This window comes from Shewanella violacea DSS12 (assembly GCF_000091325.1).
Lineage (GTDB): Bacteria > Pseudomonadota > Gammaproteobacteria > Enterobacterales > Shewanellaceae > Shewanella > Shewanella violacea.
Genome location: NC_014012.1, coordinates 2,990,979 through 3,005,892 on the forward strand (window position 1 = coordinate 2,990,979; position 14,914 = coordinate 3,005,892).

10 protein-coding genes are annotated in these 14,914 nt (G+C 43.5%); 6 read left to right on the top strand and 4 right to left on the bottom strand.

Going from position 1 to position 14,914, the window contains the following annotated elements; translation table 11 throughout:
• Positions 1-46: 46 nt before the first annotated feature.
• A complete protein-coding gene (locus SVI_RS12455) occupies positions 47-412 on the top strand; it encodes a RidA family protein (protein WP_013051907.1) in 366 nt (121 codons plus the stop codon).
• Between the two features lie 191 nt (positions 413-603).
• Entirely contained in the window at positions 604-2,544 is a 1,941-nt protein-coding gene (locus SVI_RS12460; protein WP_013051908.1) for an alpha/beta hydrolase family protein, read from the top strand.
• 513 nt (positions 2,545-3,057) lie between these two features.
• Here SVI_RS12460 and SVI_RS12465 read toward each other — a convergent pair.
• From SVI_RS12465 to SVI_RS12480, 4 genes are all read right to left on the bottom strand, one after another.
• On the bottom strand, positions 3,058-3,927 hold the full coding sequence (locus SVI_RS12465) for a helix-turn-helix domain-containing protein (protein ID WP_041419918.1): 870 nt from the start codon (positions 3,925-3,927) through the stop codon (positions 3,058-3,060).
• Between the two features lie 49 nt (positions 3,928-3,976).
• A complete protein-coding gene (locus SVI_RS12470) occupies positions 3,977-4,507 on the bottom strand; it encodes a YbhB/YbcL family Raf kinase inhibitor-like protein (RefSeq protein WP_013051910.1) in 531 nt (176 codons plus the stop codon).
• A 1,195-nt stretch (positions 4,508-5,702) separates the two neighbouring features.
• Positions 5,703-6,494 (bottom strand): hypothetical protein, encoded by a 792-nt coding sequence (locus SVI_RS12475; RefSeq protein ID WP_013051912.1) that lies wholly within the window; start codon positions 6,492-6,494, stop codon positions 5,703-5,705.
• 569 nt (positions 6,495-7,063) lie between these two features.
• Positions 7,064-8,860 carry an acyl-CoA dehydrogenase C-terminal domain-containing protein gene (locus SVI_RS12480; protein ID WP_013051913.1) on the bottom strand — a complete coding sequence of 599 codons (1,797 nt, stop codon included), beginning with the start codon at positions 8,858-8,860 and terminating at the stop codon, positions 7,064-7,066.
• 390 nt (positions 8,861-9,250) lie between these two features.
• Between SVI_RS12480 and SVI_RS12485 the strand changes: the two genes are divergently transcribed.
• From SVI_RS12485 to SVI_RS12500, 4 genes are all read left to right on the top strand, one after another.
• Entirely contained in the window at positions 9,251-10,099 is an 849-nt protein-coding gene (locus SVI_RS12485; protein ID WP_013051914.1) for a D-hexose-6-phosphate mutarotase, read from the top strand.
• Between the two features lie 382 nt (positions 10,100-10,481).
• Positions 10,482-14,006: a YdbH domain-containing protein gene (locus SVI_RS12490; RefSeq protein ID WP_013051915.1), complete on the top strand. Its 3,525-nt coding sequence runs from the start codon at positions 10,482-10,484 to the stop codon at positions 14,004-14,006.
• Between the two features lie 294 nt (positions 14,007-14,300).
• Complete coding sequence (locus SVI_RS12495) at positions 14,301-14,462, top strand: YnbE family lipoprotein (RefSeq protein WP_172634466.1); 162 nt, start codon at positions 14,301-14,303, stop codon at positions 14,460-14,462.
• A gap of 29 nt (positions 14,463-14,491) precedes the next feature.
• On the top strand, positions 14,492-14,812 hold the full coding sequence (locus SVI_RS12500) for a YdbL family protein (RefSeq protein WP_013051917.1): 321 nt from the start codon (positions 14,492-14,494) through the stop codon (positions 14,810-14,812).
• The last annotated feature ends 102 nt before the right edge of the window (positions 14,813-14,914 follow it).

Sequence of the window (14,914 nt, forward strand, 5' to 3'; positions counted from 1 at the left end):
ACACAGAATCGAGTATCTTAATATCCCTGTACGAAAAGGAATTAATATGAATGTTCAACACATCAATTATGCCAAGTTAGGTGAAATTGCCGGGCCTTACGTTCACGCCAGTATTCACAAGCATACTCTGTACACTTCTGGCCTTACCGCGTTTGGTACTCAGGCTCAAACGGGTAATATCTGTGAACAGGCCAGAGCCATATTCATGCAGCTGAGCCTGATAGCGAATCAACATGACGCCTCATTGATCAAAGTAACCCTGTTTGTAACCGACTTGAGCGATATTAACCCATTACGAAAAACTCTCTTCGATATCTATGGAGATGACTTACCCGCAAGTTGCTTAATCAAGGTCGCTGGCCTCTTCTGTGACGATTTAAAAATAGAGGTTGAAGCTATACTGGGACTCTAATGCCGTTTTTCAGCTTTAAAACCAAACTCAATCGCAATCAAGTCTAGCCTGACGGCCTAGCTTGTATTGCGGACTCGCAGGCCAGATATAAGCGAACACTTGGTACTAAATACATAACTAGTTACATGTATTGAACATTAAAACCCATAATTGTATACTTTATTTACAAATGGACTTGATTCGGTAAAGGCATGAAAAAAATAAAGTATCTACTCATCACTCTAGTGTGCGCGCTAAATCTCAATACGATTGCAATAGCCGCCTCTATTCCGCTAGAGTCATTTAGCACCCTTCCCTTGCTAGAATCACCTCAGATCTCCCCAGATGGTAAATCCATAGTGTCAATATACAACACGGCTAATGGCCCTATGGTGGTGCTATCTCAGTTCCCAAGCAATAAGGTCACCGCGCTAGCACAGCTGAAGAAAGCAAGAGATAGAGTCGACTTTGTACGTTGGTCCGGTAATCAACATGTCATTATTGGCACCAGTTATCCTGATCATTATAACGGTAGCTATAGCAGGGTCTCGAGGATCTATTCAATAGATACTAAAACCAAGAAAGCCAAGGAATTAACCCACAGACGATTCAGGAGAGACTCTTGGCATAAGCTGCAATCATACTCTTTAGTCTCGACCTTAAAAAATGATCATGAGCATGTTCTTGTCAGCACATACGATTCCAGAGACAAGGGATATAGCCTCTTTAAGGTCGATCTTACCGATGGTAGTTTCGACAAGTATCAAGCAAATACCTACGAGATTAATTCCTGGTTTGCGGATCATGATGGCACTGTTCGCTTAGGTATCGGCATAAAAAAACAAGAAGGCCTCTTTGCCGACAAGGGTCACTTTATCACCATCTGGTATCGAAAGAATGCCGATGATAAGTTTAAAAAATTACATCAAAAACAGATGGGTAAAGGCGATACATTCACAGTACTGGGACTCACTGAAGATGCTACTAAAGCTTACGTACTCAGTGACCGAGAAACCCGACGTCAAAGCCTCTGGCTATTTGATATAGCATCGGGAAAATTTGAAAAGAAAATATTTGGTCATGAGAAATACGATTTAGACGGTGGGATCAATGACTCAGATGGTGAACTTATCGGCGTCACTTGGTCAGATGACTTTGAGCAACGCTACTACTTCAAAGATACAGATAGGCAAGTGTTAGACACGGTAAAGGCATCACTGGAAGATTATCAGGTGTTTATCGCCAGTAAGAGCCGTAACAATACTAAGGTGTTAGCCTATGCCATCAAAGATAACTCACCCGGTAAATATTTCTGGTTCGATCTCAGTGCGAATCAGGGCGGCATCTGGTTCTCACAATACCCTAAATTGGAAAATCAGCAGCTCGCCTCAGTTAAGGCCATAGAGTTTTCTGCATCCGATGGAAAAACAATCCCTGGCTATCTGACCATGCCGGTAAACTTGCAACCCGATAGTAAGCCTGCATTGGTCGTATTACCCCATGGTGGTCCTCATAGTCGAGACTACCGATATTTCAACCCTCTGGTACAACTTATAGCCAATGAAGGTTATGCAGTACTGCAGATCAATTTTCGAGGCTCTAGCGGTTTCGGAACAGATTTTGAAACCTCTGGTTATTATCAATGGGGTGGACGCATGCAGCAAGATGTTATGGATGGCGTACGCTGGCTTAACCAGCAAAACCTGGTTAATGGCGATGCCTGTATTGTCGGTGGTAGTTACGGTGGTTATGTCGCCCTCACCGCTGCATTTCAAGACAATCAAGCCTTTAAGTGCTTCGTCAGCATAGCCGGGATCAGTGACCTTGAAGAGATGGTCGATGATGAAGAAAGAGCTGACTCTTATATCGCCAATATTGTCGACCCAGCAGACAGAGATGCTAAGAAATCCCTCGCAGATGTTTCCGCCATCAAGCATCTAGATAAGATAAAAGCCCCTATTTTACTTATCCATGGTACCAAGGACACACGAGTCAACTTTCGACAATCCAGTGATTTTTACAGTAAGGCAAAGGGAAAAGGACTTAATGTTCGATATATTGAGTTAAAAGACGGTACTCATTTTCTGGACAACCCGGATAACAGAAAAGTCGCCTACGGTGAAATCAGTGCATTTTTGAATAAGTATCTGTGACTTTAGCATCGCCAAAAAACTTGCTAACAGTATCTTTTTCAGAGTAACCCGCTAAGAGCAAGAGTATTATACAGTCTGCTTGATGGCTCTATTTTCTAGAGTCATCAAGCCCTGTTATTTCCCCTATGAGATGACGAGCGGTCTCATAAATAGCGTTAACTGAGAACGGTACCTTCCAGCACCTATATTCACGTTAAGATCTTGCCCTTGATCTGCGATGTTATCAATATCAGCGCAAGAGATTCATTCCTTGTTAGAATCGACGCCAGCGGCTCAACGCGAGTTAGTTTTGTGATAACAGACGCACTACAGAGACATAGATATCAGCCTAATGGGACACTTATTCAAGACTTTCGACTAAGTTCGTTAATTAGTTAATTAGTTAGTTAGTAAGTTAGTCCATTCACTTGTCCACGACCTCAGGCTCTAAGATCACTAAGCTTGTCATCCACACTTACCAGCTGCAGCACACATGCCAAAAGAAACTGTACAGACATAAAGAAGCAACAGCAGCTAGCGCCTGACTGTCTTCATATAGCGTTTGGGGGTAACACCAAATTGTTTGCGAAAGCGTTGGGAAAAACGAGACTCCGACTGATAACCACAGAGCAAGGCTAAGTCGACCTGTCGGTAAGTTTGCTGCTGCATCAAACTCAAGCCGTGTAGCATACGCACTTCACCCAGTACCTGCCTGAACGAAGTGCCCTCCAGTGCCAGATGACGTGTCAGTGTCGACTTGCTCATGAAGAAATGCCGACAGACTCGCTCTATATGATGATCATGCCCTGGGCTTTGTGCCAAATATCGGCTGAGTCTCTCCCGCAAAAATGGCGAATCACGGGGGAAAAGTTGCTCTAATGCACCCGCTTCCAATAGTTGCCGATAAAATCCATTCAGATAGTAACTCTGCACTTGAGTACTTAAATCCTCCGCCTCCATGGCAAGCAGCTGCTCAAAGGCAAAGGTCAGCTTACTATTCACGCTTAACTTAGGCGATTGATCCTGATGAAATCTATGATATGTCGATGGCTGAGCCACTCCAGCCTTACCTGCTTCCTTGTTTGCTTTATGCTTGGTTTCTTTTCCCTTTTCTTTGTTATAACCAAGTTCAAACTCATCCATCAAGTCTTGGCTAGGTGGCTGCAAAAATGATATCTGCACCGAGCTAAACTGCTGATGGTGTGGCTCATTGATAAAAGTGAGCTGACTACCCGCCGATGCGAGCAACCAGTCCCCTCCACCAATATGAAGTGACTCTTCATGCCAGTTCATAAGTTTACGGCCTTGCTTAATCGCAAAAACACTTGGGCTATGTACAGGCACATTACGCAGTGCTTGCGGTGCTATGCCCTGATAATGACTCACCATGATCACTTTTTTCATCACATCAGTCCTCGAGTATAAATACAAGCGTTAACAACAAATGCGTTCATTAGCGCACATAAGTGGCCGTCAACACCGCTTTCTCAATCACCATACTATTAAGTGTGTACCCCACGACTGCGGGCGAAATGTCAGCAGGTAGATCTATCTTAGCTTGCGGCAATGCCCACACAGTGAACTGATATCTGTGCATGCCATCGCCCTTGGGCGGACATGCCCCGCCAAAGCCGGGCTTACCAAAATCTGTGCGAGTCTCTAATCCCACAGATACCTTACCCGATGCGCCCTGTGGCAAGCTGAGTGTTGATACGGGAATATTTAATACTGTCCAATGCCACCAGCCACTTTCTGTTGGTGCATCAGGATCATAAGCTGTGATAGCGAAGCTCTTAGTACCAGGCGGCACCTTAGTCCAGGAAAGCTGGGGAGAAAGATTACCGCCTTTGCAGCCCATACCTGAGAATTCAAATCTCTTGCCCATAAGCTGGCCTTCTTGGATATCTTGACTCGATATCTCCATTGCCGAGGCAGATATGCCGATAAACGCGACCATGATAGGTAATAGATTGATGACTTTCATAACTTTCTCCTTAAGTAAGTAGAAGGTATAGAATAGCCATTACTCAGGAAAATACTTGACCATAAAGTTCATTATTAACTGTAACTACCGACAATCTGACACTTTAGGTAATAAATGAACAGGGTGTGAATTTTAACCCATAAAAAAGCATCAACGATTTATCATTATGCTTATGTTTATACCATCTAGGTCTCAAGTGCTCAAACTCTAGGCTCGAGCCTCATGGTCAAAACTGGTTAGTCTGATAGGTTAAAGATCAAAATTCACCTCTTAAACTTGAGTCAGAAGCTCACTACAGGACTCAAGCTGTTTGCACAGATCACGGGGCTTTACCGTCCAATGACTCATACAAAACATGAGCAGTTTTAAACTTTCCCCTATAGAAAGCCCAAGCTTCAATGCCTGACTCTAAGGCGGCGAACGCCGACACGGCGTTGGAATCCACATCCTGGCCAATACAGCTATCCCGAGATCCTGCATATATGCCATAGAACATGGGCCAAAAACATCTGGATGATTAGGAACAATGATGGCCAAAAAATGTTTCGCATTCTTAACATCCCCCCAAGCATCTATTAGCCCAGGACGTGATGCCCAAGATAAAATAGATACGGTTTTCACTGACAACATATAATGGCAAAGAAAATGGCCGAATCCATCTCCAAACGAGATGGTAAACACTTACCGTGCCAAATAAACTAGGTGTCTAGTGGGCGTTAAAATTATCTAGTGGGTACACTGGAGGGAGTAAATGACAGGTTTGACATCTTGCTGGACCATCAAGACTCCCGAAGTGCTATGGGGAATGGCGACTGACATACTGACATACTGACATAGTGACATAGTGGAATAGTGGAATAGTGGAATAGTGGAATAGTGGAATAGTGGAATTCTCAAGGAGTGACATTACACATGCCGAAAAAATGATTACTGTATTTTATATTAAATTGTCTTACTCAGTTTGAAACTGACCGACATAGGGTAATAATATACGGTATAGGTAAACGTTCTACGCTGTAAAAAAAATGTGTCATTAATATGATTGTAAATAACAATGCAATATTCACGACAGATAACGTATAAAATAAAATCACGAAGAATATTAAAACAATGAATTAACTTGATACATGTGTAATAAGCGGCAATTTTACGTTGCCGCCTATTACACTAAAGTTACCAAGGAATACTGTTATAACTATTTAACCATATATCCTAAAGTAATATCTTCTGAACTAGCAGTTGTCAAAGTTATAACCTTTAATGTTGCTTTATGGTTACCTAGGATACTTGTATCAATCTCACCCAAGAAAATGAAATCTTCATTAGTGTTAACTATTGTGCCACTATTTGCCACCAAGTCTTCAGCATCAACAGACTGATTTAGTGAATATACGGGCATATTAGTTCCCGGAGTAACAATCAGATTGCTTCCCACTTGAAGGTTATACTGAACATCAGCAACATGTTCGCCATCAACATTTAAATCTAGAGATGTCACTCCGAAACTAGTATTACTTCCAGTAGGAATAAGTGAACTCAAGCTCTTTCCTTCTAATGTCACAGTGCTAGGTGAATATATATGTATTCCAGCTTGTTCCAAGAAGTCAGTTCCGGTAATTTTAGAGTTTATTACATATTCAGGAGTGGTATTTTGCTCATAATCATTTGCAACAACAGTGTATTTGATCGTCTTATGCTGCTGCACTCCACTTGTCATACCTACAACAGTCACTTCCTGACTATTAGCACCAGACTGTGAAACTGAAGGATGTTCCGTCTCAATAATGTAGGTATTTTCATCGGCATCTATGGTCGCTAAGCTGTCTTTCAAAAGCTGTGCATTAGTCATGCTATTATTTAAAAAGTATGAAGGTGTTACTTGCTGATCATTAATAACAACTTCGGCATTAACACTGCTTGCGAAAGATAACACTGCCAGCGATAACAATAAATGATTACGAGTTTTCTTTTTAAATGTATTTTGCATTTTCCTAGCCTCTTTAAATTATTTAATCAATATAAACTTGAGCGAGCAATGTATTACAAATGAAATACGAGTTCAATTACAAGCTAATAAAAACATGCCAAAAAGCCATCATTTATCATTTAAATAAACCTTTAGATCAAAGAATCATATAAATATTAAGAAAGTTATCACCAATAGTTACCATTGAAATACTTCTATTTACACTTATATCTAGCCTAGTATAAACACACATTAAAAACTCACGCATCCAATTTAAAGGAGCAAATAAAATACAGCTATGACTAAACTAATCAAACGATTTCATTAACCAATATTAATTAACACAAACCGATTAATAACAAGGAAACACCGATTAAGTATTCTCTGGAGAAAACAATGCATTCATCCTTTCAGTATATTAAAAATATAATATAGAAAGTAGTGCCATATACTCAACACCATGCTGAATAGTTCTTGCTGCATAAATAAAAAAGCATAAGCGCCTGAGCATTTATGCTTTTTATTGGTATTATCGGTGGCTAAGGGTCGAGCTTCCTACTCAAATTCAAACTTAGCCTTAGCCTGGCAGGCTAAAGATCAAAATCGGTCTCTTCAAGTTGAGTCAGAAGTTCACTGCTGCATTCAATTTGCTTACGCAGGCTACGAGTCTGTACCGTCCAATAACTCATATAAAATTGAGCCGTTTTAAGCTTGCGCTCATAGAAAGCCTTATCTTGCGTGCCTGACTCTAGGGCAGCGAGGGCTGTCACTGCGCTGCGCGTCCACATCCAAGCCACTACAGTGATCCCCAGGATCTGCATATATGGCATAGAGCCGGCGCCCAAGATATCCGGATTCTTAGCAGCATTGACGGCCATAAACTGGGTCGCCTTCTCAAGATCCCCCGATGCATCCATCAGCCCGGCGAGATAAGGTTTCATGGCATCCTTACCCATGTTTTCACCGATAAGGGTTTTAACCATCTCAGACCAAACCATTAAGGTCGCGCCCTTGTCACCCATCACCTTACGACCAACGAGATCTAATGCCTGCACCCCATTGGTCCCTTCATATAACATAGCAATACGAATGTCGCGTACGTACTGCTCCATGCCCCATTCGTGAATATAACCATGGCCACCGAAAACCTGCTGAGCATCGACACAGGCATTAAAACCTCTGTCTGTAATGAAACCTTTTACTATAGGGGTAAATAACGCCGCGAGCTTATTAGCCGCTTTTGCCTTATCGGCATCGGGATGACGCTCGGCTTCATCGAGCCACAAGGCTTGCTGACCTATTAAGGCTCTAGCTCCCTCGTTAAAGGATTTTTGTGCCATCAGCATACGTCTAACATCGCCGTGGACTAAAATAGGATCGGCAGCTTGTGACGCATCCTTTACACCACTTAAGCCTCGGCCCTGAATTCTGTCCTTGGCATAAGCCAATGCATTTTGGTAGGCAATTTCTGATACCCCTAAGCCCTGAACGCCCACACCTAGTCTGGCTTGGTTCATCATGGTAAACATGGCTCTTAGGCCTTGGTGCGGCTCACCAATAAGCTCACCTATGGCAGCATCGAAGTTCATCACACAGGTTGAGTTACCGTGAATGCCCATCTTATGCTCGAGGGCCGCAGCACATAAGCTGTTAGCTTCGCCTAAGCTGCCATCAGCATTGACCATTATCTTAGGCACAGCAAACAGTGATATCCCCTTCACCCCCTCCGGTGCATTGGGTAATCTGGCCAAGACGAGGTGGATGATATTTTCCGCCAAGTCATGATCTCCCGACGAGATAAATATCTTCTCACCCGAGATAGCAAACAGTCCTTCACCCGCCTCTACGGCTTTAGTTCTCAATAAAGCCAGATCTGTCCCCGCATGGGACTCGGTCAGGTTCATGGTGCCGGTCCATTCCCCGGAAACCAATTTCTCTAAATATTTCTGTTTCAGTGCATCGCTGCCATGGGCATGAATAGCCGCATAAGCACCATGTGTGAGACCCGGATACATAGCAAATGCCATATTAGTCGCCGTTTTCATCTCGGTAGCAAACACACCAATAGATTCAGGCAGCCCCTGACCACCGTACTGCGGATCGCAGGTCAGTGTCGCCCAACCATTGTCTACATACTGTTGATACGCATCGGCAAAGCCTTTAGGGGCAATGACCTTACCATCAACCAACTTACAACCTTCTACATCACCACTGCCATTCAGCGGCAACATAACCTCAGTGGTAAAATCCGCCACCCCTTGCAAAATTGCGTCACCTAAATCGGCGTCGATTTCATCGAAGCCTTTAAGTTCAGTGCGTTGATATATATTAAGGAGTTCATTGAGTACGAATTGATAGTCACGAAGTGGTGCTTGATATATTGGCATTCCTGTTCCCTTTATTTTATGCAAAATGGTAAAGCTCAGGTGTTATTTATCAGGTCTTCTTTGTTAGATATCTCGTCAGTTTATACCTAGATTTATATCTATTAACTTTTAATACGCAAGTTTCAATCATGCGTTTAACTTAATCATTTTACAAGAGAAGAACTCCGACCACTTTACTTAATTTGGTTTAAAAAACAGCATTAGTCAAAGTTTGTCCCACAGCTAGAACAGCGTTACCCTAAATTCAGCATAACGAACCCTTATGAAGGGCGAGGAAACAAGGTAAGCTAATCGTCAGTTTTTGAAATAAGTTGCGCTGCTTGAACATAAAAAAGACAAATATAGTTTCTTGAATGTACGGCGCGAATTGATGAAATGAGGAAGCAGTAAATGGGCTCAGTTACCACAAAAAAACACAGCAATGGCTTAGAATATGTCGATGTAAATACGCCATTATGTAAGGCGAGAATTTTCTTACAGGGTGCACAGATAGATCTATTTCAGCCTGTTGGTAAAGCACCGCTACTTTGGGTCTCATCCGCCGATGATTACCAGCCAGGTACCGGTATCCGAGGCGGTATTCCTGTGTGTTGGCCCTGGTTTGGCATGAGTGATAACCCAGACTGGCCACAACATGGCTTCGCCCGCACCCGTCTCTGGGCACTTGAATCTGTGCAGATGAAAAATCAGGCCGTCGAACTTAAGCTAACCCTTAAGATAAGTGAAGCAGACAAGCTCTACTGGCCCCATGATACTCGCGTCGAAATGCTATTCACCTTAACGGACACCCTAACAGTGTCATTAAAGAACACTAACTTGGCCAGCTACCCCGTGAGTCTAACTCAAGCCCTGCATACCTATTTCCCGATTACAGATATTCATCAGCTTAAAGCCACCGGGTTTAAAGGTTCAAAATACATAGAATTTGGTGAAGGCCCATTTAAGCAAAATGATGATGAAGTGCTATTCGACAAAGAAACCGATCGGGTATATACCCAGTTGGCAGACGTCCAAGAGCTGCATACCCCGGATGGCATCATTGAAGTGAGCCGTGAAAACAGCCACTCAGCAGTACTGTGGAATCCTTGGATTGATAAGTCTCAACGCTTGTCTCGTTTCAACAGCGATGACTACCAGACTATGGTCTGTCTCGAGGCCGCTAATGTGCAGGAAGATAAGCTCACACTTGCACCCGATGAGACCCATGTGTTGACCACTAAGATTAGTTGGAAAAATTAAGCTGTATTTAGCTATAAATGGCTAAGTAATCAGTTTGTAATTACCAGCATCTCAATAAAAGGGCATATTATTCATTAATAGGCCCTTTTTTATTATCTTATGGTCATGGTGCTGATTAATACAGGAAAACATAAACGTAAGTTAGCTTTATAAGGACTATTTTTACTTCGGCCTTCTTGTGGGAGCAATCTGTGTTTGTCTGACATAAAACAGAATTCCATCAGTCAGTTGCACTTACCCCACGACGCCATTTATGACTCTATCTAAGGGCTAATGATATTGTTACGATTGGCTATCACTCCATGCTAAACTCACACAATATATCTCCACTCTATACCGATAATCTTAAATGTTAAGTCGTCTCTCACGTGCAAAGCGGCTCATGCTAGCTTTTACGTTCAGTCTATTCGCGCTCGTAGCCATTCTTATGACAAGCTACGAGAAATTATTGCTGAGCGCTGCCAATCATTATCTTGTCGAATATAACACTCAAATCAATGAGCTGAGCATCAGGCCCACCTCCTTACACCATTGGCAGCTCCCGACTCTCAAGTTAACTGTTCATGACAGTGAAATAAGCATCACAGACCTAGATGTGATTTTAGATAGAAATATGAGCCTTTTCAGCCTCTATTCTCAGCTAGCATCTAGCAGCGGAGTCATGAGTTTAATAGAGAAAATTTCTATCAAAGATATCCACGGCAAACTCAGCCAAGATATATTAACCAATGAGGGCAAGCATGTTGACGAGCAAGTTCCGACCCTGGCACTTGATCTCAATAAACTTCCTCAGATAGATATAGGTACTACCTCACTGAGCCTAGCGGGGATATCTGCTTCAGTCTTAAGCCTGACCATAGATCATTTAACCTTAGATGAAGATGGCAAGCTAAGTACGGCCATCAGTCGAAACGGCCATGCCATTTTCCAGTTAGACGCCCAATTAATGGAGCAAGAATGGCAAGTATCGAGCCGGCTAGTCTTCGATGAATTAGACAAACTCCTCACCGATATTACTGCACGAGATATAGATACCAGTGCCCTCGCGCCCCTGCTCGCCTTGAAACAAGCGAGTGAACGACTTGGCTTGGTATTAAGTGGCAGCCTTGAGTCCCACGCCACCCTAGATCTTAAATCGGCGGATCTTAAATCGGCGCAACTTACGTCGTCCCATGTTTTAAAGCAATCAAGCCTGACACTGATGCATTTTGATGAGCTCACCTTGGCGCCTCATTCACTCAGCTCCTCAGCTACAGCAGCTTCGCCCCAAGACAGGATTAAATTTGAAATCGCCGGCCAGCTTACGGATCTAACCCTCACATTACAGCCTTTCATCCTAGAGGTTAGCCCGAGTCGCCAGCAGGTAAGCAGCCTGTTAGCCCTTATCCATAATAAAAAGATCATCCCCCTCGTGGCGACGATACTCGAATCCAGAACGAGTGTTCCACAGGCCAGCGAAAAGAAACTCGGCCCAGAAGATGAAAAGCAAGCCATAAAGGTGTCATTCACCCTTTCTAAGCCTTTAGCATATTCCTTTGCCTCACAAAAGGTTCATCTAAGCCATGCACAACTGATGATCCGTGATGCCATGGTAGATGCATCACTTTCTGCAACTAAGCTATCACTGCAAATACCCACACAGAGTCAGGCATTCGAGCTCGAAACCGATTGGCAGTTTGCAGCGTCCCGTGAACAAGCATTGCTACTTAGCTCTCTGGTGCCTAACGAGCTAAGCTCTTTGCCTAACAGCAAGACCATAAGCGACATCAAACTCGGTGCCTCATCTATCTCCTTGGCGGGTGATATCAAGATTCAAACACCGACAGCGAGTGATTCGCAGCAACTTAGACTCAGTATAAAGCCGAAGCTGCAGGCACAAGTAGACAGTGTGAAGCTAATTCCAGCTGCTGTTATACAAAAATCAGCGACAAATTTTGCAGCTAGCCCCCCCTTGCAATTGGAGCTTAACGATCTCAAGCTAGTGAGCCATGATGAACTGGTGATGACCTCGAGTGAGATCAATCCGGTAAGCCTAGACATTCCCAGACTGACATTTTCTATCGGTCCAACGCGCTACAGGCAAGGCATACAGACAAATTTAGCCTCTGCCAGTAAAGAGATAGGCTTAGATGCTAACAGCCTCAAGTTTACAACTTCGGCAATGAGCCACTTGTTAGTCAACCAACAGCAAGTGATTGAGGGTCTAACCAGTAATCACCCCGACTCTAGAGTCGATAGCACATTGGCTTTATCGGCTTTCACTCTCGAGTCCGCCGATGTTGAATTTATTCAGTCCACAAATTCAACGACGAGTCTCTTGGTATCTACGGCAATGACGCGCCTAACCAGCCAAGGTCAATTTGTGCTGCAGCGAATGGCCCATTCAGCAGCTAAAGATGAACAAGCAATACAAATAAATGTCCCCTCATTGCACTTAGCTCAGCTAGACAATGAGCTTATGTACAAACCTGTGCTATCGGCAGATCAAAGCGAATACCTAGGCACGCTATCTGGCCTAGATATCTCTTTAGAAAAGCCCAGTTCATTGATGATATCTGACTTGTCTTCAACAGCTTTAAGTCAGATGTTATCCGCCAGGCTTTGGCACAATGTCGCTCGCTATGAGCTAAATGACGCCGAACTGACCCATCACTATATTAAAAACAAAAGAAAACGTACCGAGAAAATGTCAGGTCTCTACACGGCGAGTCTGTCTCAAGTATTAGACTGGAATGGGGTTAAATTAGATACCCATGAAAACTGGCAATTTGATGATCTGGAATTTGTGAGTCAACATAGATTAAAGCCAAAAGTTGGCACTAAGACTCGTGCTTCACAGCTGAAACTAACAGGGAAGTTGAATTTAGACAGTGATATCAGCAATATCCTAGCCCTTGTGAACAAGAATTATGCCCTGCCAAACTCCCTGTCAATTACGGGTGATGCCAGGCTTCGGGCTGAATATGAGCTCAATAAAGATGATGATTCGACTCAGATAAGTATCGATTTCACACCTGAACTCACCTCCCTCAGTGGCAGTATTAACAATCTCCCCTTCGAGCAAGCCGATATTCAGGCCAGTTGTCACTATCAAATGGAGCAGCTAAATCAGTCCGCAACTCGTGAGCCTGGAGGGGAAAATATCAACACCTTAGCCTGCCCGGATATCCAGTTTTCTGCCGCTGCGTTCAATCCAGGTGTACTGATCACAGATATCAAGGCCCAGGCAGACTTTAGCATCTCCCATGACGATAAGATCAGCATTTCAACAGGTAAAGAGCAAGACGATGAAGCTGAAACGCGAATACTAGATACTCCAGATGCAGACAAGAAACCTATAACCACAAACACCTTAAGTGCAGCCAATATTCAGATGCAGGCCAGTGGCAATCTCCTCGGCGGACGCTTGCTGTTACCCGAGTTTAACTTGAGATTACACGACAAGTCTCATGGATATCTGGTGCTTCAAGGGCTGGAGGTTGAGCAACTTCTGGCAATCCAGCCTCAAGTAGGCCTCTATGCCGACGGGATCTTCGATGGCGTACTGCCAGTCGATCTAATCAAAGGAAAGATATCCATAAACGGCGGCCGGCTAACGTCGAGAGCCCCCGGCGGGCTCATCTCTGTCAGTGGCAACCCAGCGGTTGAGCAGATGCGTCAGTCCCAACCCTATTTAGATTTCGCCTTCTCCACCATGGAGCATCTCGAATATTCTGAACTCTCCAGTACCTTAGATATGGCCCCAAATGGGGATGCTGAATTGAAAGTGAATGTGAAAGGCAAAGCGAAAGGAATTGAACGCCCTATTCACTTGAACTACTCTCAAGAAGAAAACATGCTGCAGCTGTTAAAGAGCCTACAGATCGGAGATAAGCTACAGACTCAAATAGAACAGTCGATGAACTAACTTCTTGAAGATGATTTGAGGATGTAAATACAAAAGGAAACCTGCTGTAAGCATTAAAGAGCTTTCAGATAGGCGATAAGCTACAGACTCAAATAGAACTGTCGATGAACTAAGCCTGTTCAGATCACAAAAAGTGTTCAGCTTACGGTCATCTTGACTAGCCTATAGTGATAACCAGTATCAAAAAAAATTAATTGCTTTAAGATTATTGTTCGGTACCAACGATCGGTATACCGACATGAAAAGGAACTCCCAGTGAAAAGACTGCCTATATTGCCCACGACCATTAGCGCGATGATCGCATTAATGGCGCTCACAGGCTGTACGCCCACAATCAAGATTGAGCCACCGGATAAGCCGATTGTGATCAATCTGAATGTTAAGATTGAGCATGAGATCATCATTAAGATCGATAAAGAGCTCGATGAGCTGCTCACCAACGATGAACTGTTTTAAAGCAGGCTCAAGAATTTAAGGAGTACGGAATGAAAACCAAATTATTGGTGCTCGCAGCAGGACTATTGCTGAGCCTGAATGCATTTGCCATATCGCTACATGACGCTAAGTCTCAAGGCCTGGTGGGAGAGCAGACAAATGGTTACTTAGGCATAGTAAAAAGCAGCCAAGATGCCAACAGCTTAGCCAAGCTGGTCAATGCTAAGCGTAAGGTCCATTATGAAAAAATTGCCAAGAAGAATGGCATATCGGTCAATGAAGTTGCTAAACGCGCTGCCGAAAAAGCGATGAATGCCACCAAAAAAGGCCGATACATTCAAACTAAGAGTGGAAAATGGATTAAGAAATAGTGCTTTGAAAACAGCCATTTCTTGTATCGATTGAACACCATAAGAAAGCCCGCAAACGCGGGCTTTCTGTTATTTAGCTTTGAGTGAGTGAATACCAATGGC